The 24831-nt window shown below is 68.5% G+C and carries 21 protein-coding genes; 15 read left to right on the top strand and 6 right to left on the bottom strand.

The annotated features are described in order from the left end of the window. Positions 1-49: 49 nt before the first annotated feature. From H512_RS0106220 to H512_RS0106240, 5 genes are all read left to right on the top strand, one after another. Positions 50-562 carry a flagellar basal body-associated FliL family protein gene (locus tag H512_RS0106220; protein ID WP_026782729.1) on the top strand — a complete coding sequence of 171 codons (513 nt, stop codon included), beginning with the start codon at positions 50-52 and terminating at the stop codon, positions 560-562. An 11-nt stretch (positions 563-573) separates the two neighbouring features. Beyond that, positions 574-1794, top strand: a complete 1221-nt coding sequence (gene fliM / locus H512_RS0106225) for a flagellar motor switch protein FliM (RefSeq protein WP_026782730.1) — start codon at positions 574-576, stop codon at positions 1792-1794. Continuing rightward, positions 1791-2264, top strand: coding sequence for a DUF6468 domain-containing protein (locus H512_RS0106230; RefSeq protein WP_026782731.1), 474 nt, complete (start codon positions 1791-1793; stop codon positions 2262-2264). The genes fliM and H512_RS0106230 overlap by 4 nt, the downstream gene beginning before the upstream one ends. Beyond that, positions 2261-3535: a MotE family protein gene (locus H512_RS25645; RefSeq protein ID WP_053239615.1), complete on the top strand. Its 1275-nt coding sequence runs from the start codon at positions 2261-2263 to the stop codon at positions 3533-3535. Before H512_RS0106230 ends, H512_RS25645 begins: the two co-directional genes overlap by 4 nt. Before the next feature lie 161 nt (positions 3536-3696). Beyond that, entirely contained in the window at positions 3697-7389 is a 3693-nt protein-coding gene (locus H512_RS0106240) for a tetratricopeptide repeat protein (RefSeq protein ID WP_026782732.1), read from the top strand. A 15-nt stretch (positions 7390-7404) separates the two neighbouring features. Here H512_RS0106240 and fliP read toward each other — a convergent pair whose 3' ends face one another. Both fliP and H512_RS0106250 read right to left on the bottom strand, forming a co-directional pair. Then, entirely contained in the window at positions 7405-8220 is an 816-nt protein-coding gene (gene fliP, locus H512_RS0106245; protein WP_084798325.1) for a flagellar type III secretion system pore protein FliP, read from the bottom strand. A gap of 106 nt (positions 8221-8326) precedes the next feature. Further along, positions 8327-9604: a flagellar biosynthetic protein FliO gene (locus tag H512_RS0106250; protein ID WP_026782734.1), complete on the bottom strand. Its 1278-nt coding sequence runs from the start codon at positions 9602-9604 to the stop codon at positions 8327-8329. A gap of 405 nt (positions 9605-10009) precedes the next feature. Here H512_RS0106250 and flgB point away from each other — a divergent pair, with 405 nt between their 5' ends. The 7 genes from flgB to cckA all read left to right on the top strand — a co-directional run bounded on the left by flgB (position 10010) and on the right by cckA (position 16071). After that, positions 10010-10420 carry a flagellar basal body rod protein FlgB gene (gene flgB, locus H512_RS0106255; RefSeq protein WP_026782735.1) on the top strand — a complete coding sequence of 137 codons (411 nt, stop codon included), beginning with the start codon at positions 10010-10012 and terminating at the stop codon, positions 10418-10420. An 8-nt stretch (positions 10421-10428) separates the two neighbouring features. Continuing rightward, entirely contained in the window at positions 10429-10839 is a 411-nt protein-coding gene (flgC, locus tag H512_RS0106260; protein ID WP_026782736.1) for a flagellar basal body rod protein FlgC, read from the top strand. A 26-nt stretch (positions 10840-10865) separates the two neighbouring features. Continuing rightward, entirely contained in the window at positions 10866-11204 is a 339-nt protein-coding gene (fliE, locus tag H512_RS0106265; protein WP_026782737.1) for a flagellar hook-basal body complex protein FliE, read from the top strand. 29 nt (positions 11205-11233) lie between these two features. Beyond that, on the top strand, positions 11234-11497 hold the full coding sequence (gene fliQ / locus H512_RS0106270) for a flagellar biosynthesis protein FliQ (RefSeq protein ID WP_026782738.1): 264 nt from the start codon (positions 11234-11236) through the stop codon (positions 11495-11497). Beyond that, positions 11494-12258, top strand: coding sequence for a flagellar biosynthetic protein FliR (gene fliR / locus H512_RS0106275; protein ID WP_026782739.1), 765 nt, complete (start codon positions 11494-11496; stop codon positions 12256-12258). Before fliQ ends, fliR begins: the two co-directional genes overlap by 4 nt. A gap of 9 nt (positions 12259-12267) precedes the next feature. Then, positions 12268-13344: a flagellar biosynthesis protein FlhB gene (flhB, locus tag H512_RS0106280; protein WP_026782740.1), complete on the top strand. Its 1077-nt coding sequence runs from the start codon at positions 12268-12270 to the stop codon at positions 13342-13344. Between the two features lie 186 nt (positions 13345-13530). Next, positions 13531-16071, top strand: coding sequence for a cell cycle histidine kinase CckA (gene cckA / locus H512_RS0106285; protein ID WP_026782741.1), 2541 nt, complete (start codon positions 13531-13533; stop codon positions 16069-16071). Between the two features lie 7 nt (positions 16072-16078). Here cckA and H512_RS0106290 read toward each other — a convergent pair whose 3' ends face one another. The 3 genes from H512_RS0106290 to H512_RS22795 all read right to left on the bottom strand — a co-directional run bounded on the left by H512_RS0106290 (position 16079) and on the right by H512_RS22795 (position 19247). Next, positions 16079-16678 (bottom strand): hypothetical protein, encoded by a 600-nt coding sequence (locus H512_RS0106290; protein WP_026782742.1) that lies wholly within the window; start codon positions 16676-16678, stop codon positions 16079-16081. 102 nt (positions 16679-16780) lie between these two features. Further along, entirely contained in the window at positions 16781-17695 is a 915-nt protein-coding gene (locus tag H512_RS0106295; RefSeq protein WP_026782743.1) for a pseudouridine-5'-phosphate glycosidase, read from the bottom strand. Between the two features lie 637 nt (positions 17696-18332). Next, positions 18333-19247, bottom strand: a complete 915-nt coding sequence (locus H512_RS22795) for a PfkB family carbohydrate kinase (RefSeq protein WP_053239616.1) — start codon at positions 19245-19247, stop codon at positions 18333-18335. A gap of 209 nt (positions 19248-19456) precedes the next feature. Here H512_RS22795 and recA point away from each other — a divergent pair, with 209 nt between their 5' ends. The 3 genes from recA (at position 19457) to alaS (ending at position 23997) form a co-directional block, all read left to right on the top strand. Then, positions 19457-20542, top strand: coding sequence for a recombinase RecA (gene recA / locus H512_RS0106305; RefSeq protein WP_026782744.1), 1086 nt, complete (start codon positions 19457-19459; stop codon positions 20540-20542). Positions 20543-20576: 34 nt separating this feature from the next. Continuing rightward, entirely contained in the window at positions 20577-21026 is a 450-nt protein-coding gene (locus H512_RS22800) for a RidA family protein (protein ID WP_210162667.1), read from the top strand. A gap of 316 nt (positions 21027-21342) precedes the next feature. Further along, positions 21343-23997 carry an alanine--tRNA ligase gene (alaS, locus tag H512_RS0106315; RefSeq protein ID WP_026782745.1) on the top strand — a complete coding sequence of 885 codons (2655 nt, stop codon included), beginning with the start codon at positions 21343-21345 and terminating at the stop codon, positions 23995-23997. Between the two features lie 83 nt (positions 23998-24080). Here alaS and H512_RS22805 read toward each other — a convergent pair whose 3' ends face one another. Beyond that, on the bottom strand, positions 24081-24707 hold the full coding sequence (locus tag H512_RS22805; RefSeq protein ID WP_084798329.1) for a PadR family transcriptional regulator: 627 nt from the start codon (positions 24705-24707) through the stop codon (positions 24081-24083). Between the last annotated feature and the right edge of the window lie 124 nt (positions 24708-24831).

Genomic DNA, 24831 nt, shown 5'->3' on the forward strand with positions numbered 1-24831 from the left:
GGAGGAGGCGCTCGGCTTCCCCCGCGAATGAGAGCAGGCGCCTGAGGCCATGGCCAAGACTCCGAAACCCGAAGGCGAGACGCAGGAAGGCGGCGAGGCCGGCGGTTCCTCCTCGAAGAAGAAGCTGATCATCATCGGCGGCGCGGCGGTGGCCGTGCTGCTGGTCGGCGGCGGCGCTGCCTTCTTCCTGACGGGCGGCTCGCCGGCGACGCCGGCGGTGGCCGACGTGGCGGCGGTGGAGGCGGCCTCGCAGCCGCATGCCTACTACTACGACCTGCCGATGATGATCCTCAACCTGTCGACCGCCGACGAGCGGCCGACCTTCGTCAAGATGGAGATCGCCCTCGAGGTCAGCGACGACAAGATGCTCGAGGTGATCAAGCCCAACCTGCCGCGCGTGCTCGACGCCTTCCAGACCTACATGCGCGAACTCCGCGCCTCCGACCTGCAAGGCTCGGCCGGCCTGTTCCGCCTGAAGGAAGAGTTGCAGCGGCGCGTCAACATCGCGGTCTATCCGGCCCGCGTCGACGACGTGCTCTTCAAGAACGTCATCGTGCAATAGGGATGTCGAGCATGGCTGGCGACGACGACGATCTTTCGGCCGACTGGGGCGCGGCACTGGCCGAGCAGCGGGCCGACAGCGGCGACGAGATGGACGATCTCGCCGCCGAATGGGGCGCCGCGCTGGAAGAGCAGGGCGTCGAGAACGCCGACGCGGTGGCCGCCCAGTGGGCGGCGATGATCGACGACAACGATTCCGAGCTGGACGCGTCGAGCCGCGGCGCCGACCGCGTGCTCAACCAGGAGGAAATCGACAACCTCCTCGGCTTCAATGTCGAGGATCACGTCTCCAGCGACCAGAGCGGCATCCGCTCGCTGGTCAACTCGGCGCTCGTCTCCTACGAACGCCTGCCGATGCTGGAGATCGTCTTCGACCGTTTCGTGCGTGAGACGACGACGACGCTCCGCAACTTCACCTCCGACAACGTCGAGGTGTCGCTCGACGGCATCTCGTCGGTGCGTTTCGGCGACTATCTCAACTCGATCCCGCTGCCGGCCATTCTCTCCGTGGTCAAGGCCGAGCAATGGGACAACTACGGGCTGATGACCGTCGATTCGTCGCTGATCTACTCGATCATCGACGTGCTGCTGGGCGGCGGTCGCGGCACCACGGCGATCCGCGTCGAGGGGCGGCCCTACACCACCATCGAGATGAACCTCGTCCGGCGGATGATCGACCTGCTGCTCGCTGATTGCGAGAAGGCATTCGCCCCGCTCACCCAGATCAACTTCACGCTGGAGCGCCTTGAGACCAACCCGCGCTTCGCGCCGATCTCGCGACCGGCCAACGCCTGCATCCTGATCCAGTTCCGCGTCGACATGGAAGACCGCGGCGGCCTTGTCGAGATGCTGCTGCCCTATGCGACCATCGAGCCCATCCGCAACCTTCTGTTGCAGATGATCATGGGCGAGAAGTTCGGCCGCGACAACATCTGGGAAAGCCACCTCGCCACCGAGATCTACAACGCCGACATCGAGGTCGACGCCGTGCTGGTGGAGGAGGAACTGCCGCTGTCCATGGTGATGGACCTCGAGGTGGGGCAGACGCTGCTGTTCGGCGTGTCGCCCGACGATCCCGTGGCCATCAAGTGCGGCGACGTGCACATCACCTCGGGCAACATCGGCCGGCTCGGCGACAAGGTATCGGTGAAGATCAACAGGAATCTCAAGCGGCCGCGCATGACGCTGGCCGCCTTCGAGCGGGCGGTTCAGAAGGAGATGCAGAACACATGACCTCCGGCCTCAATCTCGGCGTGGCGATCGAGGTCGTCGTTGCCGTCCTTCTCGCGCTCACCATCGTCTATTGCGCCATCCTCAACCGCCGCCTGACCCGTCTCAGGGCCGACGAGGAGGTGCTGCGCGCCACCATTTCCGAGCTGATCACCGCCACCGAGATCGCCGAGCGGGCCATCCTCGGCCTGAAGGCGACCGCCTCCGAATGCGAGCGGGCGCTGGGCGGCCGCATGCTGGCCGCCGAGACGCTGCTCGGTGATCTCGACCAGCGGCTCACCGCCGGCAACGAGATCGTCAAGCGGATCGGCGCCATCGTCGGCGCGGCGCGGAACGGCGCGATGGCGCCAATGGCCGAGACCGAGCCGGAGCCGGCGCGCGAAAGCACGGCGCGCAATCTCAAGGCAGCCGCCGAGGCGGCGGCGGAGCGTCTGTCGGCGCTGAGGCGCGGCAAGCGGGAGGCCGCTGCGTGAACAGGATCCGCCTGCTCCCGCTGGTGCTGATCGCCGTCACGGCCTTGCTCGCCGTGAAGGTGCTCGGCTTCGTGATGGGAGTGGAGCCTTTCGCGGTCGGTCCGCAGCCGGCGGTCGCCTCGGGCGGCGAGGCGGAAGGCCATGGCGAGGTGGCGGCCGATCCGAGTCCCACCGCCGACACGTCGGCGGTCGACCGGCTGACGGCGCCCGTCGATCTGGCCGGCGAATACAAGAAGCTGAAGGCCGAGCAGGAGAAGGATGCGGCCGGCCACGGTGGCGGCCATGGCGAGGCGCCGGCCGAAGGGCACGGCGAGGCGGCTCCCGCCGCGGAAACGCCGGCCGAGGGCGCGCCTCCGGCCGCGGAAACGCCGGCCGCCGACGGCCACGGTGACGCTCCGGCGGCCGACGCTGCCCATGGAGAGCCGCCGGCGACCTCCGGCGGCGATGCCGCCGCTCCGGCCGAAGATGTCGCTCCGGCCGAGGAAAAGCCGGCTGCCAATGCGCAGGGAGAGGCCAAGCCGGCTGCCGACGCGCAGGGAGAGGCCGAACCGGCCGCCGACGCGCATGGAGAGGCCAAGCCGGCCGATGGCGGGCACGGCGGCAACGCGCACGGCGCCAAGGGCAAGAGCGACGTCTACACCGAGCGGCCGAAGGAATATTCGCCGCCGATCGGCTCGTCGGAGCGCGCCATCCTGGAGGGTCTCGCCACCCGGCGCGACGATCTCGACAAGCGCGAGCACGACCTCGACCTGCGGGCCAAGCTGCTGGAGGCGGCGGAAAAGCGCCTCTCCGATCGCTTGAACCAGTTGCAGTCGATCGAGACGCAACTCGGCGGCGGCGCCAACGCGCCGGCCGCCCCGTCCGCGCCGGGGACGCCGCCGGCCGGCAGTCAGGCGGCGGGTAACGGTCAGGCGGCCGGCGGGGCACCGGCGGCCATGGACGACAAGCTGGCGGCGCTGGTGTCGCTCTACGAGAGCATGAAGCCGAAGGCTGCCGCCGCCGTGTTCGACAAGCTCGACGGCGACACGCTGCTCGAACTGGCCGAGCACATGAACCCGCGCAAGCTGTCGCCGATCGTTGCCGCCATGGATCCGGACAAGGCCAGCCGCATCACCAACATGATGATCGGCGCCCGCGAGGCGCAGAAGCGCGTGGTCGTCCAGGTCGAGCAGACGACGGCCGTCGCCGACCCCACCCCGTCGCCGGGCGAGTCGCCGCCGACCGACGCCTCGCAGCTGCCGCAGATCATGCCGGCGCCCTCCGGCCGCTGAGGCCGGTATCCGGCCGGCATTTTCCCGGCGATCCGCTGGTTTCGCAGACGCAAGTAACCGCACATTAAGCGCGCACGCCCTAGGATTCCGGGAGCGCCGGCGTATCCCGGCGCGCTCGGGGTGTGTTCATGCGTTGTGCCCGGTTGGTCCGCGAGGCCGCGTTGCGTATCCGGTCGTCGGCCCGTCTCCTGGCCGCCGCCCTGGCGCTGTGCCTCGTCGCGGCCGGCGCTCCAGGCGCCGTCCGGGCCGAGCAGGCGGCCGAGCCGGTCAAGGTCGACTACGAGGCCCGGCCGAATTTCGGCCGCATGGTGCTGACCTTTCCCAACCTCAATCTCCTGCCGCCGCACAAGGTGACGTCGGACAGCGGTGTGCTGGTCATCCAGTTCGACCAGCCGGTTGCCCTCAATGCCGAGGCGGCCGTGGTGCGCCTGGCCAATTATGTGCTGATCGTGCGCACTGACCCCGACAACCTCGGCGTGCGCATGGCGCTGGCCCGCTCGGTCAAGATCAACGTCATGGAGGCGGGGCCGCAGCTGTTCGTCGATTTCCTGCCCGGCACCTGGAAGGGCGAGCCGCCGCGCCTGCCCGACCAGGTGGTGGCCGACCTCGCCAAGAAGGCCGACGAGATGGCCAAGGTGGCGGCCGAGGCGCAACGGATGATCGCCGAGGCCGAGAAGCCGATCCGCCTCGACGTGTCGGCGGCGCGGGCGCCGACCTTCAGCCGCCTGACCTTCAAATGGAATGTGCCGTTCGAGGTGGATTTCCGCCGTACCGACCTCGGCGTCGACCTCAAGTTCAACCGCGTGGCGACGCCGGACATCGCGGCGATTCGCGCCGATCCGCCGCCTTTCATCAACGATATCACCGCCGAGCAGGGTGAGGGCGGCGTGGTCGTCCATGTGCTGGCCGACAACGTCGCCGACGTGCGTGCCTACAAGGACGGCGACAGCTACGTGGTCGACGTGCGCGGCCCGGACAATCCGGCCGCCATGACGCCGCTCGACCGCGCCCTGCAGGCGGCCGTCGCGCCGCTGCCGGCGGTTCCTCCCGGCGCCAAGCAGGCGGTGAGCGCCGCTGGCGCCGACGCGTCGGCGCATGGTGAGCCGCCGGCCGCCGCCGATGCCGTCGCCCCGGCCCATGACGAAGCACCGGCCGTCGCGGTCGAGCACGCCGCTCCCGTGCAGGCTCCGGCCGATCAATCGGCGCCGCCGTCCACCGAGACCGCAGCCGCCGAGCAGCCGGCCCCCGAGCAACCGGCAGCCGCGCCGCCGGCCGACGCGCCGGCGCGGCCGGTGATCATCGCCGCGCCGGACAAGCCGCGCGAGGACATCGCCGAGCTGCCGGAAAACGCCGTGGCGCGGGCGCTGGTCGACGGCGTCATCCGCGTCGAATCCGAGCGCGTCGGACAGGCCGTGCACATCACCTTCCCCTACAAGAAGGAAGTCGGCGCGGCGCTGTTCATGCGCGACAACACGCTCTGGATGGTGTTCGACGACGCGGCGCCGATCGACGCCGCCACGCTCCAGGACGCCTTCGTCGGTTTCGCCCGCAGCATCGAGCCGACGACGCTCGACGGCGCCCAGCTGATCCGCATCGAGATGACCGAACGCTTCGTGTCGACGCTGAGCCCGGACGGCCCCAAATGGGTGATGACGATCGGCGAACTGGTCACCGATCCCACAAGGCCGCTGTCGATCGGCCGGCAGGTGCACCCCGACGGCAGCAAGTCGCTCGACATTCCCTTCGGCCCGGTGTCGCGCATCCACCGGCTGACCGACCCGCAGAGCGGCGACGCCGTCATCGTGGTGACCGGCAAGGGGCAGGCGCGCGGCCTCGTCAAGCCGCACGGCTTCACCGAGTTCGACGCGCTCGCCTCGATCCACGGCATCGCCGTGGTGCCGAAAGTCGACGATCTCGCGGTCAACTCCGACGGCATCCTGGTGTCGATCACCCGGCCGGGGGGGCTTGCGGTGTCGACCTTCGCCGAGGAGAAGAAGGCGACGCTGTTCGACCTGCCGGCGGCGCTCGGCTCGTCGGTGGCGCGCAAGGCGGCTTTCATCGACTTCGGCGATGCCCGCGATCTCAATCCGGCCGGCTACTGGGCCGGCCGCCACAAGCTGATGACCGCCATCACCCAGGCGCGCGAGATGCCCGAGCGCATCGACGGCTGGTACAAGACGGCGACCTTCGCACTTGCCGAGGGCCTCGGACCGGAAACCACCGGCGTGCTCGATCTCATCGGCAAGCTGGCGCCGGAAGAGACGGCGTCGAGCCGCATGGCGGCGCTGCGGGCCGGCGGCGAATTCTTCACCTACCGACCCGAGCAGACGCTGAAGCTGCTTGATCGGCGCGAGTTCGACGGCAGCCCCGATGCGGCGGTGTGGAAGGCGATGGCGCTCTCCGACCTCGGCCGCCACGACGAGGCGGCGGCCGAGTTCGCCAAGGGCGATCCGGTGATCGGCAGCTTTCCGCCGGTGATCCAGCGCCGCTACGCGCTGAGCCATATCGCCTCGGCGATCGACCTCAAGGACTACACCACGGCGCGCGATCTTCTGGCGCGGCTCGATCCGACCAGTCTCAGCGTCGACGAGCGGGCGCGGCTCGACCTTCTCAACGCCCTGGCACGCGACGCGGCCGGCCACGCCATGGACGCGGTGGCGCTGCTCTCCAACATCGTGCGTGAGCGGCAGGGGCCGGTCGCCGCCGAGGCCACCTACCGGCTGGTGCAGCTGCAGCGGCGCGAGGGCCTGATCACCCTCGACCAGGGAATCGACCGGCTGGAACAGCTGGCCGTCTCCTGGCGCGGCGACGAACTGGAGCTGAAGACGCTGCGTCTGCTCGGCCAGTATGCCATCGAGCGCGGCAACTACCGCCGCGCCTTCGAGGTGATGCGGGTCGCCGAACAGGTCAATCCCAAGTCGACCACCTCGCGGCAGATGACCGAGGAGATGCAGTCGGCCTTCTCGCAGATCTTCCTCGACAAGAAGAACTCCGATCTCAGCCCGGTGCAGGCGCTGTCGCTCTACTACGACTATCGCGAGCTGACGCCGAGCGGCCGGCGCGGCGACGCCATGGTGCGCAAGCTGGCCGATCGCCTCGTCGACGTCGACCTGCTGCCGCAGGCGGCGTCACTGCTCGACTATCAGGTGAAGAACCGGCTGCGCGGCGCGGCGCGTGCCCAGGTGGCCGCCGATCTGGCGCTGGTCCACCTGCTCGACCACCGGCCCGACAAGGCGCTGTTCACGCTGTCGACCACCCGGCAGGCGTCGCTGCCGGTGGCGATCGAGCGGCAGCGGCGCACCGTCGAGGCCAAGGCGCTCGCCGAATCGGGCAATCCCGACGGCGCGCTCGAGGTGCTGCAGCCGCTCGACGGCGTCGAGGTCGCCCGCCTCAGGGCCGACATCCTGTGGTCGGCCGACCGCTACGCCGAGGCCGGCACCTCCTACGAGCGCATGCTCGGCGCCCGCTGGACCGACGCGTTGCCGCTCAGCGACAGCGAGCAACTGGCCGTGCTGAAGGCCGGCATCGCCTACACGCTGTCCGGCGACCGGATGAGCGTCGACCGGCTCCGCTCCAAGTATGCGCAGAAGATGGCGCCGACCGCCAACGGCTCGGCCTTCGACGCGGTGACCGGGCCGATCGTGGCGAGCGGCAGCGATTTCCAGAGCATCGTCAAGTCGATCGCCGACGCCGACACCATGAAGAACTTCCTCGCCGACTATCGCAAGCGCTACCTCGACATCGAGGCCGCCGACAAGCCGGACATGATCCTGCCTGCCGAGGGAGCGGCCGCGCCGAAGGCGCCCGATTCCAGCGCCGCCGCCGAGGCGGCTGGTCTGCCGAAGGCCGGATAGGGCGCTTGAAGCTACTCAAGTGGCGTAGCTGCGCACCAGGCTGCCGGCCAGCAACGCCCAGCCGTCGACCAGCACAAAGAAAATCAGTTTGAAGGGCAGCGACACCACCACCGGCGGCAGCATCATCATGCCCATGGCCATCAGGATCGACGACACCACCATGTCGATGATCAGGAAGGGCAGGTAGATCAGGAAGCCGATCTCGAAGGCGCGGCGCAGCTCGGAGATCATGAAGGCCGGGATGATGATGCGCGTCTCTAGGTCGGCCTGGCTTTCCGGCTGCGGCTGGTTGGCGAGGTCGACGAACAGGCGGAGGTCCACCTCGCGGGTATGCGCCAGCATGAAGGCGCGCATCGGCTGCATCGTCCGGGTGAAGCCCTCGGTGAGGTCGATCTGGTTGTTGACCACCGGCTCGATGCCGTTGGTGTAGGCATCCTGGAAGGTCGGGGCCATGATGAAGGCGGTGAGGAACAGCGCCAGCGACACCATCACAGCGTTGGGCGGCGCCGATTGCAGGCCGATGGCCGAGCGCAGCAGCGACAGCACCACGACGATGCGCGTGAACGACGTCATCATCACGACGATCGACGGGGCGAGGCTGAGAACGGTGAGCAGGCCGACCAACTGCACGGCGCGTTCGGTCAGCGTCGATCCCTGGCCGAGCGAGATGCTGACGTCCTGGGCGAGGGCGAGCCCGGTCGACAGGCCGAACCAGAGGAGACCGAGCAGCAGCGGACAGACAAGCGCGACGATCCGCCACAGGCCGGAACGCCGGCGCGGCGCCGAGGATATCGTCCGTCCCTGATCCGTCGTGGTGTCGTCCGTCGCCATCGCGCCCTTCCGGGAAAGCCGGACGCGAATCATCCGGCTTGCCGCGACACTGTCGCCCCGGCGGGCGGGCCGCTCAAGGCGGCGGCCGGCGAAAGCGGGCGAGGGCTCAGCGTTTTCCCTTGGAATCGCCGGCCAGCTCGTCGAGCAGGCGGGCCATCTCGTTCTCCAGCGAGGAGAAGTCGGCGTTGCCCTTGGCGTCGCTTTCCGGCGGTTCGGCCGCCATGTCGGCGGGACGGGGCGCCATCGACTCCGGCGCGGCGACGGGCTCGGGCGCCGGCTCAATGGCGCGCGGCTCGACGACCGGAGGCCGGACCGGCGGGCGCTGCTGCGCCACCGGCTCGCGCGGAACGGCGGGCTCGCGCGGCGCCATCGGTTCGCGCGGTGCCATCGGCTCGCGGGTCGGCGCCGGCTCGCGCTGGACGAGCGGCTCGCGCGCCACGACAGGCTCGCGGGGCGTGATCGGCCGCGCCGGTTGGGCGGTGCGCGGCCGCAGCCAGGCCGAGGCGGCGGGCACCACCGGGCGGGCCGGCTCGGGCCTCGGCGCCGGCTCCGCGACGGGCGGCGCGACCGGTTCCGGAGGCGGGGCGGCGGCCTCGATCTTCATGTCCTCGATCTCGCTCTTCAGCGCCTCGTCAAGCTGGCGGGCGAGATCCTCGAAGCCGGGGCCGTCATCGGAGAGGGTCGGCTCATTGGCGGGAAGCGGGCGGGCAGGCTCGGCCCGACGCTCGGTCCTGGGCGTCTCGGCGGCCGGCTCGTCCAGCTCGGGAACTATCGCCGGGATCGGTGCCACCGTCGGCTCGACGCGATGGGCTTCCGGCGGAATGTAGGGCGAGGCCGGCTTGGGCGGAACGCGGTTGAGCCGGGCCTGGATCGACGTCGCCTTGGGGTGCTCGCCGGCGACATGCGAGGGGAAGGCCGGGCGGGCCGGCTCGACGGCCGGGGCCGGCCGGGGGGCGGGTGCCGGGCGGGCGGCGACGGCCGGCGCTTCCGCCGTCGCGGCGGGCGTGTCGATGGCCGGCGTCTCGACCTCGTCGACGGCGGGGGCCGGCGCCGGGCGTGCCGCGCGGCCGAGGCTGCCGACCGGCACGCCGCGGATGATGGTCGGTTCGACGACGAGGTCGTTGCCGCCGCCGACCAGAATCAGATGCTCGACGTTGTCGCGCCGCACGAGCAGGAGACGGCGGCGCTGGTCGAGGGCGACCTGCTCGACGACCGTCAGCCGGTTGTGGCGGTTCCGGCCGATCGACAGCTGGCCGCCGACGGCGTAGTTCCGGAGAACCCAGCGGAGCAGCAGCAGCAGACCGATCACCACCGCGAGGGCCACGGCATAGCGCACGACGGTTGCCCCCGTGGTGCCGAACCAAGTTACCAGCAATTCCTGCATTTCACTTCTTCCACTCAAGACCTGTTTCGTTGAAGGCGCCGGTTGATCAGGCCGATTGTCCATTTATCTCGAAATGGGAAATTATTCGGAAACTTCTCTCGCCACCGTTGCTCCGCCCCTCGCCCGGCCGGCAAGCCGGCCGACACCGCCGTCCACCGGCCGTTGCAGAACGCAACCATAAGCCCTTTCGACACTTTTTCCCAGCTATCAGCCAAATCGGGCGTTTTTCAAGTCTCCATGCGGGCCGGCAAAAGAATTGTTAACCATTCATTAACCAGACGGCCGGCAAATATTGCCTATCGTCTTCTAGCCGCGAATCCTTGGTGGGCATCGCGGTTTTTCGGGCGCCGTCCGTCCGGCGGCGCTCCAGGCGGCTGGTTGGCCGCCGCTTCCGTGAGTTCTTCGATGTCGATGACCGATCTGCCGGTTCTGCAGGCCCTCAAGGGCAAGCTGCGTTTCCACGAGGCGCGTCAGAAGGTACTGGCCGAGAATGTCGCCAACGCCGAGACGCCCGGCTATGCGGCACGCGACATCAAGGCCCCCGACTTCTTCCGCGTGGCGGTGGAGGGCTCCGGCGAAGGCGGCGTCGCCACGGCGGTGACCAGCCCGATGCACATCGCCGCGCCGGCGATCGGCAACGGCACGCCCTACCGGACGCAGAAGGTCGACGGCTACGAGGTGACGCCGGACGGTAACGCGGTGTCGCTCGAAGACCAGATGATGAAGGTCACCAGCAACCAGATGGACTACCAGACGGTGACCTCGCTCTACCAGCGCAGCCTCGGTCTGCTGAAGACCGCCGTCGGAAAGAAGTGAGGGCTATCATGGATTTCCTCAAGACTCTGATGATCTCCTCGGCCGGCCTCAAGGTGCAGACCGGCCGCATGCGCATCATCGCCGAGAACGTCGCCAACGCCGATTCGGTGGCCTCGACGCCGGGCGGCGATCCCTACCGGCGCCAGATTCCCACCGTCACCTCCAAGTTCGACAAGGAACTGGGGGCGGAGATGGTGCGGCTCGGCCAGGTGGTGCCCGATCGCTCGGACTTCGAGATGAAATACGAGCCGAACAGCCCGGCCGCCGACGCCAGCGGCAACGTCAAGTATCCCAATGTGTCGCCGCTCATCGAGATGGTCGACATGCAGAGCGCCCAGCGCACCTACGAGGCCAACCTCAACGTGGTCTCCTCGACGCGCAGCATGCTCCAGAAGACCATCGACATCCTGCGCGGCTGAGCGCGCACTGAAGGAGGAACCCCATCATGGCGCTCACCACCACCGCGCTCAACGCCAGTCATGTGTACGGCGCCATGTCGAAGCTGGCGAATCGCGGCCAGGCGGGGCAGGCTGGCGAGGCGGCCGGACTGGCCGCCGGGACGTCGTCGTCGGACTTCGGCGCCATGCTGCGCGACCAGGTGCGTGACGTGGTCGACCAGGGCAATGCCTCGGAGGCCAAGCAGGCGAGCTACATGGCCGGCAAGGGCAACATCATCGACGTCGTCACGGCGGTGTCGGAAGCCGAGGTGGCGCTCGACACCATGGTGTCGGTGCGCGACAAGGTGATTTCGGCCTATGAGGAAATCATGCGCATGGCGATCTGACGCCGGCGCCGGTGCGGGAGCGGACGGGAATGGGTGGCGCTGAGGTTCTCGACCTGGCCCGGACCGCCATCTGGGTGACCATCAAGATCGCCGCGCCGGTGATGCTCGCTGGCCTGGCGGTGGGCTTTCTCGTGTCGCTGTTCCAGGCGCTGACCCAGATCCAGGAACAGACGCTGGCCTTCATCCCGAAGATCCTGTCCATCTTCATCGTGCTGATGCTGACGCTGCCGTTCATGGCCGACTCGCTCAACAGCTTCATGTCGACGCTCGCCGAATGGATCGTCCGGGGATGACCATCCGCATCCTCCCCGAGGTGACGGTGCTGTTCCTGATGCTGTTCGCGCGCATCGGCGCGCTGTGCATGCTGATGCCGGGCATCGGCGAGCAGACCATCTCGGCGCGCGTCCGCCTGACCTTCGCGCTGCTGCTCACCGCCGTGTTTTATCCGGTGCTATCGAACCGGCTGCCGGCCGGCCTCGCCAACGACATGAACCGGCTGATCTTCGCGCTGATCGCCGAGGTGATCATCGGCGTCGCCATCGGCCTCACCGCCCGCCTCCTGATGAGCGTGGTGCAGACCGCCGGCACGGCCATCGCCTCCGATATCGGCCTCGGCTTCGCCCAGAGCGTCGACCCCACCATGGGCCAGCAGGGCGCCATCATCTCGTCCTTCCTGTCGGTGACCGGCATGACCGTCATCTTCGTCACCGACCTGCACCACGTGGCGCTGGCCGGCATCGCCGGCAGCTACACCATGTTTCCACCCGGCGAGATGGTGCCGGTCGGCGACTTCAAGGACGCCGCCATCCTGACCATCGCCGAATCCTTCAAGACGGCGTTGCAGATCGCCGCGCCGTTCCTGGTGTTCGCGCTCGTCTACAATCTCGGTCTCGGCGTGCTGCAGAAGCTGATGCCGCAGTTCCAGGTCTATTTCCTGGCGATGCCGCTGACCATCATGATCGGCCTCGCCATTTTCGCCTCGCTGATCGTCACCATCATCGGCCTCTACCGGTCCTTCCTGGAGACCGGTCTGATGCGCCTCGTTCCGGGTTGAGGTGCCGCCATGGCCGGTCCGGACGACGACAGCGACAAGACGGAAGAACCAACACAACGAAAACTCGAGCAGGCGCACGAGCAGGGCGACGTCATCAAGAGCATGGAGGTGAGCACCTTCTTCGGGCTCGTCGCCGTGACCGCCGTCATCGGGCTCACCGGTTCGGGGATGACCGGCGCGCTGCTGCCGCCGCTGCGCGGCATCTTCGAGCACGCGGCCGAAATCGCCGTCGACGGCGGCGGCCTGCGCCGGCTCTACCTGACGCTGGTCGGCGGCTTCCTGCTGGCGCTCGCCTTCCCGCTGCTGCTGGTGGCGCTCGGCGCCATCGTCGGCAATCTCGCCCAGCACCGCATGGTGTTCTCCTGGAAGTCGCTGGAGCCGAAGCTCAACAAGGTGTCGCCGCTCGCCGGCCTGAAGCGGCTGTTCTCGCCGGAAAGCCTCGCCAACTTCGTCAAGGGCCTGATCAAGGTGGCGGTGCTCGGCACGGTGATGACCATGGTGCTGTGGCCCGAGCGCGACCGGCTCGACGCTCTCGTCACCATCGACATCGCCCGCACGCTGACGGTGGCCAAGTCGCTGGCGCTCAGGATGCTCGGCTTCATGCTGGCGCTGATGTTCCTGATCGCCGCCGCCGACTATTTCTGGGCCCGCTTCCGCTACATGCACCGCCAGCGCATGTCGCTGCAGGAGGTCAAGGACGAGCACAAGCAGACCGAGGGCGATCCGCACGTCAAGGGCCGCATCCGCTCGCTGCGCATGCAGCGGGCGCGCCAGCGCATGATGCAGAAGGTGCCGGAGGCGACGGTGGTGGTCACCAACCCGACCCACTATGCCGTCGCCCTCAAGTATGACGACAGCACGCCGGCGCCGATCTGCGTCGCCAAGGGCGTCGACGAGGTGGCGCTGCGCATCCGCGAGATGGCCAAGGCGTCGGACGTGCCGGTGGTCGAGAACCCGCCGCTCGCCCGCGCCCTCTACGCCAGCGTCGACCTTGACGAGGCCATTCCCGAGCAGCACTACAAGGCGGTGGCGCAGGTGGTGGGCTACGTCATGAACCTCAAGAAGAAGGCCAGCTGGCGCTCCTGAGGTGGCGCCAGGGCCGCGAACGGACGGCAAAAGCCGGTATATCGACATTGGGAAGGCGAAAAGGCGCAAGTCGGCGTTTGCCTCGCCATGGCCGATTGCTAAAGATCATGGCATGAACAGACGATTCCCGGCCGGCGGGCGGCGTGCTGCCGCATGGCGCCGGTGGGCGGGCAGGGCAAGAGCAGCATGAACGAGACCGAGCCGTCGGCACCTTCCGTCGAAACGCCGATCGTCGACCGCTCCGAGCGCGGCGGCAACGTCGGGCTGGTGATCGCGCTGGCGCTGGCGCTGGTGGCCGCCGCCGCCGTGTTCGCGGTGCTCGACCGGGCGGCCGCCGAGCCCTATGTGCTCGGCCTCCTGGGCCTCCTGGCGGTGATCGGCGTGTTCTCGCTGTTCGCCATCGCCATCGGCCTGGTGCGCCTGTCGTCGCGCAACGACGGCCAGATGCAGCTCGCCAAGCGCTTCCTCGACACCATGACCGACGGCGTCTGCGTCACCGACGGCGACGGCCGCATCGTCTACGCCAATGCCACCTACGGCCGGCTGATCCGCGCCGAGGCGGCTGCCGACGTCCGCACCGTCGAGCGGGTGTTCTCGGGCGATCCGGACACCGCCGACGTCATCTTCCGCCTGGCGCAGGCGTCGCGCGAGGGGCGGCGGGCGACCGAGGAACTGCGCGTCGCCCATCCGCTCGGCCGCATCGACGGGCCGGCCCGCTGGTACCGCATCCGCGTGCGGCCGCTGACCGGGCTCAGCCAGCCGCTCAACGTCTGGCAGGTGGCCGACATCACCCGCGATCGCGACGAGCAGGAGAACAGCTTCCAGGCGTTGCAGCGGGCGGTGAACTTCCTCGACCACGCGCCGGCCGGCTTCCTGTCCGCCAACGCGCTCGGCCGCGTCGTCTACATGAACGCCACGCTGACCGACTGGCTCGGCTACGACCTCGCCGAGTTCGAGGCCGGCGCCATGCCGCTCAAGGAGATCGTGGCCGGCGACGGCGTGGCGCTGCTCGACGGCATCCGCGGCGCTTCCGGCGAGGTGAAGACCGGCATCGTCGACCTCGACATGATGAAGCGCAACGGCCAGATCCTGCCGGTGCGCATCATCCACCGCGTGCCGGTGGGCAGTGATGGCGCCGTGGGCGACAGCCGCACGCTGGTGCTGAACCGCTCGCCCGGCGAGGACATTTCCGAATCGCTGCGCGCCGCCGAGGTTCGCTTCACCCGCTTCTTCAACAACACGCCGGCCGCCATCGCCTCGATCGACAAGGAAGGCCGCATCGGCCGCAACAACGCGCCGTTCATGCGGCTGTTTGGCGCCTCGATCCGGCCGGACGCCACGGCGCCGCGCGGCCGCCTGACTGACGTGGTGGCCGAGCGCGACCGCAAGGCGATCTCCGAGGCGATCGTCTCGGCGGTGAACGGCCAGGGCAACATTTCCGGCATCGACGTGTCGCTGGCCGGCGACGGCGACCGCTCGGCCCGCTTCTACGTCTCCACCGTCGAGGAGGGGGCCGGCGACGGCGAGGTGGCGGTCGTCTACGCGCTCGAGACCACCGAGCAGCGGGCGCTGGAGGCGCAGTTCGCGCAAGGCCAGAAGATGCAGGCGGTGGGCCAGCTGGCCGGCGGCGTGGCGCACGACTTCAACAACGTGCTCACCGCCATCATCGGCTTCTCCGATCTCCTGCTCAACAACCACCGGCCGACCGACCCGTCCTTCCAGGACATCATGAACATCAAGCAGAACGCCAACCGCGCCGCCGGTCTCGTCCGGCAGCTCTTGGCCTTCTCGCGCCGCCAGACTCTCAGGCCGCAGGTGCTGGTGCTCTCCGACGTGCTGGCCGAGCTGTCCAACCTCCTCAGCCGCCTCCTCGGCGAGAAGGTGCAGTTGAAGGTTGTCAACGGCCGCGACGTCTGGCCGGTGATGGCCGACCTCAACCAGCTCGAACAGGTGATCATCAACCTCGCCGTCAACGCCCGCGACGCCATGACCCGGGCCGGCAAGCTGGAGATTCGCACCTCCAACGTCACGGTGGCCGACTGCGCCGCCTACACGTTCAAGGGCATGCCGGCTGCCGAATACGTCCACATCGAGGTGGAGGACACCGGGTCGGGCATGACGCCGGAGATCATGGAGAAGATCTTCGATCCGTTCTTCTCCACCAAGGAGGTGGGCAAGGGCACCGGCCTCGGCCTCTCCACCGTCTACGGCATCATCAAGCAGACCGGCGGCTACATCTATCCGATGTCGGAGGTGGGGGTGGGCACTACCTTCCACATCTTCCTGCCGCGCCACGAGGCGGCGGCCGAGACGGCGCCGAAGAAGAACGTCGAGGCGACGCCGATCGCCGACCTCACCGGCACCGCCTCCATCCTGCTGGTCGAGGACGAGGAGGCGGTGCGCGCCTTCGCCGCCCGGGCACTGATCTCGCGCGGCTACACCGTCCACGAGGCATCGACCGGCGCCGAGGCGCTGGAGGTGATGGAGGAGGCCGGCGGCAAGATCGACCTCGTGGTGTCCGACGTGGTGATGCCGGAGATGGACGGACCGACGCTGCTGCGGGAACTGCGCAAGACGCGGCCCGACCTCAAGATCATCTTCGTCTCGGGCTATGCCGAGGACGCCTTCAAGAAGAACCTGCCGGAGAACGAGCAGTTCAACTTCCTGCCCAAGCCCTTCTCGCTGAAGCAACTGGCGACGACGGTGAAGGAAACGCTGGCCGAATAGCGGGGGATCATCGCGCGAGGCGATCGGCGTGCCAGCGGTCGAACGCCGCGATGGTCCGGATGTGGTGATCGACGACGGCCTCGTAGACGAGGATGCTGGGAATGGCGTCCGTCGATGCCGGGCGCCCGGCCAGCGCATGCTTGATCTCCAGGATCGCGCGGCGATGATCGTCGCCGATGCGGGGCAGCAGGCTTTCGAGATGCCGGAGGTCGGGTTGTCTGGCCGGCTGGCCGACGAGCCAGATGTCGAGCGTCCAAGGCTCGCCGGTTCCGGCGCGCACCGTCAGCCCGAGGTAGAAGCCGTCGGGGTACTTCTCCGGCTCCTTGTTCCATTGGCCGGCGTCGTTCCGGAACCTGACCGATTCCACGCTTGCCGTGCATTGCATGAGACGGGCGGCGAGATCGGCGAGCTGCCCCAGGGCGTGTTCGTCGAGTGTCCGGCACACGACGGTGATGTCGATGTCCCGGCGCACCATCGGCCCCATCGCCGAACTGCCGACCCTGACGGGCCGGCCGAGCGGGCGGAGCATGTCTTCGAGCTGGAGGTCGCGGAGGAGGGCGTCGGCCTCGGCTTGCAAGGCAGCCTGGGGCTGAAGCAGTCCGGTCATGACAGCGTCCTCGGCCGCCGGTTTCCGTGAGAGCCGCCGGCCGGGCGTGGCCGCGCGGGAGGGAGGGGTGCGGGACGCGCGAGGCGCGTCCCGACTGCCGGATCAGGCCTTCAACGCCTTGGCGATGTCGGCGGCAAGGCGGGCGTTGTTCATGACCAGGGCGATGTTGGTCTTGAGCGATGAGCCTGCGGTGCGCTCGAACATGTCGGCGAGCAGGTAGGGCGTCACCTCCTTGGCCGAGATGCCGGCCTCCTTGGCCGAGGCCAGCGAGGCGGCGATGAAGCCCTGCATGCGGACGGCCGGGATCTCGTCGGTCTCCGGCACGGGGTTGGCGATCAGCATGCCGCCGCCGATGCCGATCAGCTCGCGCGCCTTCTGGAAGGCGGCGATCTCGGCCGCCGAATCGAGTCTCAGCGGCGCCTTCAGGCCGGAGCCGCGCGACCAGAAGGCCGGGAACTCATCGGTGCGGTAGCCGACCACCGGCACGCCCTTGGTTTCCAGCACCTCCAGCGTCTTCGGCAGGTCGAGGATGGCCTTGGCGCCGGCGGCGACGACGATCACCGAGGTGCGGCCGAGTTCCTCCAGGTCGGCGGAGATGTCGAAGCTCTCCTCGGCGCCCTGGTGAACGCCGCCGATGCCGCCGGTGGCGAACACCTCGATGCCGGCGAGACGGGCCGAGATCATGGTCGCGGCGACGGTGGTCGAGCCGGGTCGGCCGGTGGCGAGCGCGAAGGCGATGTCGGCGCGCGACAGCTTCATGACGCCGGTCATCGTGCCGAGGCGATCGAGCGTTTCGGCGTCGAGGCCGATACGGATCTTGCCTTCCAGCACGGCGATGGTGGCCGGCACAGCGCCGCGGCTGCGGATTTCCGCCTCGACGGCACGCGCCGTCTCGACGTTGTCTGGATACGGCATGCCGTGGGTGACGATGGTGGATTCGAGCGCGACGATCGGCTTGCCGTCGGTGATCGCGGCTTCGACTTCAGGCGAAAAGACGAGTGGCAGGGATGCCATCATGCCTCCGAATGTGGCCGCACGACAGGGCCACGGAGCGGGCACGCGACGTCGGCGGCGGGTGATGGATCTCCGAGCCTCAGTTTATACGACGAGCCGGTGGCCTTGCGAAAGGGGGCAGGCGCGCTTCAGAGCGTCAAAAGCCGAATTTCGTTATGTTCCAATGATATCGCCCCGGTCCTGCCGGGCAGTCTCCTGCCCGCCGCACCAACTTGCCGCAGAACCGGCGGCAAGGCGTCCCCCTCGCGTCGGGAAGGTGACGGCATTTCCATCACGTCCGGCCGGCAGCGGCTCCCCTGATGGATGAGGCGTCTTTCGGGGCCGGGAGCCGTATCTCAGGCCGATACGACCGTGCAGGCAGGGAATACCGGCGGCTCGCCATGGTGTTCCGGCTGTCGGGCTTGTTTCGATCCGCTCTCGCGTGAGGATGACACCGGCCGGCGGCCCGAAACGGTCACGCACATACGCTCAATCAGCGCCCTCGCACGGCGAGAGTCGCTCCGGATAGGCCCACTCTCTCGTCCCATTCCCAGCTTCGATCCCCGCTTTTGGGGAGCGACGCAAATCTCCCTCCATGCTGCCGACAGGGGGTCTGTCCCCCAAACAGGCGGAATATCTCGCGGTCCTCTCCCCGGCTCAATCAATCGGCCGCGATCCGCATACCCTTCTCCTGTCCGGCCCCGATCGCCATGGCCACCACGTCCTCCGGCAGCGCGCGCAACGCGCCGGCTGTGGCAAGCGCGACACGGGCTGCCGCCATGCCGACCCGGACGGCGGCGATCAGCGTGGCGCCGGCCGACAGCGCCAGCAGCAAGCCGGCTGTCTGGGCGTCGCCGACGCCGGTGACGTCGACCACCTCGGCCGGCTCCGGGGCCAGTTCGGTGACGCGCCCGTCCTCCAGCACGGCGAGCGGCCTGGCGCCGCCGGTGACGACGGCCCGCCGTGCACCGGCCGCCCTCAGCCGTTCGGCTGCCTCCGCCGGCCGGCTCACAGCGCTGCCGACCAGCAGTTCCGCTGATGGCAGGTTGCAAATGAACAGCGCGCCGGATTGAACTAGCGGCCTCAGGCGTGGCGCCTTGGCCCTGGATATGGCGTCCAGCACCAGATTCTCGCCATGGGCCTTGCTGAGGCGGGCAAGCTCGCTGGCCGCGAGGTTGGCGTCGGCAAACACCAGCGGATCGCCGTCCGTGGCGAGCGCGGCGGCCGGCAACGCGAAGCCATCGTAGAGGCCGAGGTCGGAGACGGCGGACACCAACTCGCCGGCTCCGTCGTGGATGGCGAGATAGGTGCCGGTGCGGCCGGCCGCGTCAACCACCACCGCCGAGGCGTCGATGCCGGCGGCCTCGAGTTCGGCGACAAGCTCGCGGCCGGCGGCGTCGTCGCCGACCATCGACACGAATCGGCAGGGCGCCCCGGCGCGGCCGAGCAGCACCGCGACATTGCGCGCCACGCCGCCGGGACGGCGCGTCACGATGCCGGGACAGGAGGTTGCCGGCTCGTAGGCGCCGCTCGTCCGGCCGAGCACGTCCTGATGGCAGCCGCCGACCGCCAGCACCGGCCGGAAACCCTCGCCTCGATTCCCTGTTTTCAGCGCGTTTCTCCCCTGATGTCCGGCTTCTCGATCCTCCCGGAACACGACGGGAACGAAATCAGAGTTGCTTTTTCCTGTCAATGACATATATGGCTCTTGCAAAAGAGAACATATCATGTACATTGGCCGGGTGTTTGAAATGGCCGGCCGGGCGTGGAATAAGGAGCGGACCAGTGTCGCAGAATTCACTTCGCCTCGTGGAAGGAACCTCCATGGACAAGACCAAGGCGCTCGACGCCGCTCTGTCGCAGATCGAACGGGCCTTCGGCAAGGGCTCCATCATGCGTCTCGGCAAGGGGCAGGTGGTGGAAGTGGAGACGGTGCCGACCGGCTCGCTGGGGCTCGACATCGCGCTCGGTATCGGCGGCCTGCCCAAGGGGCGCATCGTCGAGATCTACGGTCCCGAATCGTCGGGCAAGACGACGCTGGCGCTGCACACGGTGGCGGAAGCCCAGAAGCGCGGCGGCGTCTGCGCCTTCATCGACGCCGAGCACGCCCTCGATCCGGTCTATGCCCGCAAGCTTGGTGTCAATCTCGACGAACTCCTGATTTCGCAGCCGGATGCCGGCGAGCAGGCGCTGGAGATCACCGACACGCTGGTGCGCTCGGGTGCCATCGATGTGCTGGTGGTCGACTCGGTGGCGGCGCTGACGCCGCGCGCCGAACTCGAGGGCGAGATGGGCGACCAACTGCCCGGCTTGCAGGCCCGCCTGATGAGCCAGGCGCTCAGGAAGCTCACCGCCTCGGTCTCGAAGTCGAAGACCATGGTGATCTTCATCAACCAGATCCGCATGAAGATCGGCGTGATGTTCGGCAGCCCCGAGACCACCACCGGCGGCAATGCCCTCAAGTTCTACGCCTCGGTGCGCCTCGACATCCGCCGCATCGGCGCCCTCAAGAACCGCGAGGAGATCGTCGGCAATCAGACCCGCGTCAAGGTGGTCAAGAACAAGCTGGCGCCGCCGTTCCGCGAGGTTGAGTTCGACATTCTCTACGGCGAGGGCGTCTCCAAGGTGGGCGAACTGATCGACCTCGGCGTCAAGGCCGGTATCGTCGAGAAGTCCGGCGCCTGGTTCTCCTACAACAGCCAGCGGCTGGGGCAGGGACGCGAGAACGCCAAGCAGTTCTTGCGCGACAACGAAGCGCTGGCCAACGAGATCGAGGCGGCGATCCGCCAGAACGCCGGCGTAATTGCCGACTCGATCCTGAAGGGCGCGCCCGAGGACGATGCCGAGGGGGCGCCGCCCGACGCCGAGTGAACGGCGAGGCCGGCCCGATAATGCGGTGCGGCGGATGATGGGGGAGGCCGTGCAGGCGCGCAATCCAAGTGACGTGCATGCACCGGTCGCGGCCGACACCCATCAGATCGAGGTGGCGGCCGGCTCCCGTTGGCTGGTTCCGTCGGGACAGATCGGCATGCGGGTCGACGGCACGCAGCCGGCCGATGCGATCGGGCAGATCGAGGTGGCGCTCGACAATCTCCGGGGCAATCTCGCCGCTGCCGGCATGGAAGTCGGCGGCGTCGTCAAGCTGATCGGCTATCTGGTCGGCGATGTCGATGCGGCCCGGCGGCGGGACGCGTTGGCTGCCTTTTTCGGATCGCATCGCCCCTGCATGACGCTTCTCCATGTCGCGGCGCCGGCGACGACGGCGGTGCGGGTGGAGATCGACGCCTGGGCGGCCCGAGAGGCGCCGACTGATGGACCCGTCGCGGTGTCCGGCGGGGCGTCGGGCTGGCGATGAGCGGGCGGCGGGAGGATCGCCGCCTTTCCGCTATCCCGCGCCGCTGGACAGCCGGCAAGCCGGCGGATAAATAACCCTTTGCCTTGCTGGACCCGATACCGTCGGCCGCCGGTCGGGCCTGCGCGTTCCCTTGTCGCGGCAGCCGGATCTCCGGCCGACGCGGAGAGGCTGCCGCCGGCCACGGCGCACGGACCGAAGCCGGATGACGCAGGGCGCGCGACATCGGCGGAGCGCGAGCGCGGCCGATGCAAACGAGGTTCGGGCGGGGCGGCGGCAGGGAACGCGGCGTTCGCCCCAGCGAGGCAGGCGGATCGTCATGAGCGGTGTGAACGAGATCAGGAAGACCTTCGTCGACTTTTTCGGCAGGAACGGTCACGAGGTGGTGTCGTCGAGCCCGCTGGTGCCACGCAACGATCCGACGCTGATGTTCACCAACGCCGGCATGGTGCAGTTCAAGAACATCTTCACCGGCCTTGAAAAGCGGCCCTACAGCCGCGCCACCACCTCGCAGAAGTGCGTGCGGGCCGGCGGCAAGCACAACGACCTCGACAACGTCGGCTACACCGCCCGCCATCACACCTTCTTCGAGATGCTGGGCAACTTCTCCTTCGGCGACTATTTCAAGGACCGGGCGATCGAACTGGCCTGGGACCTCGTCACCAAGGAATTCGGGCTGCCGAAGGACCGGCTGCTGGTCACCGTCTATTCCGAGGACGAGGAGGCGGCGACCTACTGGAAGAAGATCGCCGGCCTCTCCGACGACCGCATCATCCGCATCGCCACTTCGGATAATTTCTGGGCCATGGGCGACACCGGCCCCTGCGGCCCCTGCTCGGAGATCTTCTACGACCACGGTGATCATATCTGGGGCGGCCCTCCGGGGTCGGCCGAGGAGGATGGCGATCGCTTCATCGAGATCTGGAACCTCGTGTTCATGCAGTACGAGCAGATCTCCAAGGGCGAGCGCGTCAATCTGCCGCGACCGTCGATCGACACCGGCATGGGGCTCGAACGCATCGCCGCCGTGTTGCAGGGCGTTCACAACAACTACGACATCGACCTGTTCCAGGCGCTGATCCGCGCCTCGGTGGAAGCGACCGGCGTGCCCGCCGAGGGCGACCGCCTCGCCTCGCACCGCGTCATCGCCGACCATCTGCGCGCATCGAGCTTCCTGGTGGCTGATGGCGTGCTGCCGTCCAACGAAGGCCGCGGCTACGTGCTGCGGCGCATCATGCGCCGGGCGATGCGTCACGCGCATCTGCTTGGCGCCGAGCAGCCGCTGCTGCATCGTCTGGTGCCGGCGCTGGTGCGCGAGATGGGGCAAGCCTATCCCGAACTGGTGCGCGCCGAGGCGCTGATCACCGAGACGCTGAAGCTCGAGGAAAGCCGCTTCCGCCGCACGCTGGCGCGCGGCCTCGGTCTGCTCGACGAGGCGACCGGCGGCCTCGGACAGGGTGCCAGCCTCGACGGCGAGACCGCCTTCAAGCTCTACGATACCTACGGCTTCCCGCTCGACCTGACGCAGGACGCGCTGAAGGCGCGCGGTATCGGCGTCGATACCGACGGCTTCGCGTCCGCCATGCAGCGGCAGAAGGCCGAGGCGCGCGCCAACTGGGCCGGCTCGGGCGAAGCGGCCACCGAGACCGTCTGGTTCGGCCTCAGGGAGAAGGTCGGCGCCAGCGAGTTCCTCGGCTACGACACCGAGCAGGCCGAGGGCGTCGTCGTGGCGCTGGTCAGGGACGGCAAGGAGGTTGCCGAACTCAAGGCCGGCGAGACGGGCTCGCTGATCGTCAACCAGACGCCGTTTTATGGCGAATCCGGTGGCCAGGTGGGTGATACCGGCACGATTTCCGGCACCGGCCTCCGCGTCAGGGTGGCCGACGTCGTCAAGAAAGCCGATGGCCTCGTCGTGCATCAGGTGACGGTGGAGGAGGGTGCGGTGAAGGTCGGCGACGCCGTCGAACTGACCGTCGACCACGCCCGCCGCTCGCACATCCGCGCCAACCATTCGGCGACGCATCTCCTGCACGCGGCGCTGCGCACCGTGCTCGGCAAGCACGCGGCGCAGAAGGGCTCGCTGGTGACACCCGACCGGTTGCGCTTCGACTTCTCGCATCCCAAGCCGATGGACGAGACGGAGATTGCCGAGGTCAGCCGCCTTGCCAACGCCATCGTGCTGCAGGACGGCCCGGTGACGACGCGGTTGATGGGCCAGGAAGAGGCGATTGCCGAGGGGGCCATGGCGCTGTTCGGCGAGAAGTATGGCGACGAGGTGCGCGTGGTCACCATGGGCACGGCGCTCGAGGGCGACAAGGCCGGCCGGACCTATTCCACCGAGCTGTGCGGCGGTACGCATGTGTCGCGCACCGGCGAGATCGGTCTCGTCCACATCGTCGCCGAAAGCGCGGTGGCGGCCGGCGTGCGCCGCATCGAGGCGTTGACCGGCGACGGTGCCCGCGCCTATTTCGAGGACCAGGAAAAGACGGTGCGCAACGTCGCCCGCGAACTCAAGGTACCGGTGGCCGATGTCGTCGACCGCGTGGCGACGCTGGTCGAGGAGCGGCGCAAGCTGGAGCGCGAGCTGGCCGATGTCAGGCGCAAGCTGGCCATGGGCGGCGGTGCGGCGACCGACGAGACGATGGAGATCGCCGGTGTCAAGTTCCTGGGGCGGGTCGTCGAAGGCGTCAGTCCGAAGGACCTGAAGGGTCTCGTCGACGAGGGCAAAGCCAAGCTCGGCTCGGGCGTGGTGGCGCTGGTCGGCGTATCGGAGGACGGCAAGGCCGGCGTGGTGGTCGGCGTCACGCCGGACCTGACCGGTCGGTTCTCGGCGGTCGATCTGGTGCGCGTGGCGTCGGAGGTGCTGGGCGGCAAGGGCGGCGGCGGCCGGCCCGACATGGCGCAGGCCGGCGGTCCCGACGGCGCCAAGGCGGCCGAAGCGCTGGCTGCGCTGCGAAAGGTGCTCGGCGGCTGAGGCTGGCCGACAGGCAGAGAACAATTTCGCCCGTCCGAGCGGCAGCTCGGGCGGGCGCTTTCGTTTACGGTCCGCAGATTGCGTCAGATCTGTTCGATCTTGCGGGCGGTGTCGTCCAGAAGCTCGGCCAGCGCGTCGATCTGCGACGGCGTCAGGGCGGCGGCGTCGGTCTTCAGGCGGAGGGCGAGGCGCAGGTTCTCGACGGCGCGGATGAGGCGCGGGTCGCGGTCGGCCCGGCGATCGGAGCCGGCCTCGGCGAAGCGGGCCAGCACGGCGTCGATGGCGGCGCGGTTCTCCTCGACGGTGGCGCGGCCGGCGTCGGTGGCAGCGTAGAGCTTCTTGTTGCCCTCGGCGCTCATCACCTCGATCTGGCCGGTTTCCTCCAGCAGCGTCAGCGTCGGATAGATGACGCCGGCGCTCGGCGCATAGGCGCCGCCGGTGCGATCCTCGATCTCCTTGATGATCTCGTAGCCGTGGCGCGGCTGTTCGACGATCAGCGCCAGCACGACGAGGCGAAGCACGCCGTTGTCAAAGAAGCGGCCGCGGCCGAATGGACCGCCGCGATGGCCGGGGCCGTGGCCAGGACCATGGCGATCGGGGCGCTCGCCCCGCTCACCCCACAAGGGGCGGCCGAAGGGGCCGCGGCCGCCGGCGGCGCGGCGGTCGTCGTGATCGTCGGCATGATGATGGAAGGGAAACTTGTGATGCATGTTTTTATCCTCGTTAGATCGTGATGCATTTAGATATATCGAAAAGATAGCGGATTGCAAGACGGATTTTTTGGAGAAGCGGCATTTTTGAGGATCGAGATGGAAAACATCCTCTCGCTGGACA

The sequence above is a fragment of the Pleomorphomonas koreensis DSM 23070 genome (assembly GCF_000425185.1).
Taxonomy (GTDB): domain Bacteria; phylum Pseudomonadota; class Alphaproteobacteria; order Rhizobiales; family Pleomorphomonadaceae; genus Pleomorphomonas; species Pleomorphomonas koreensis.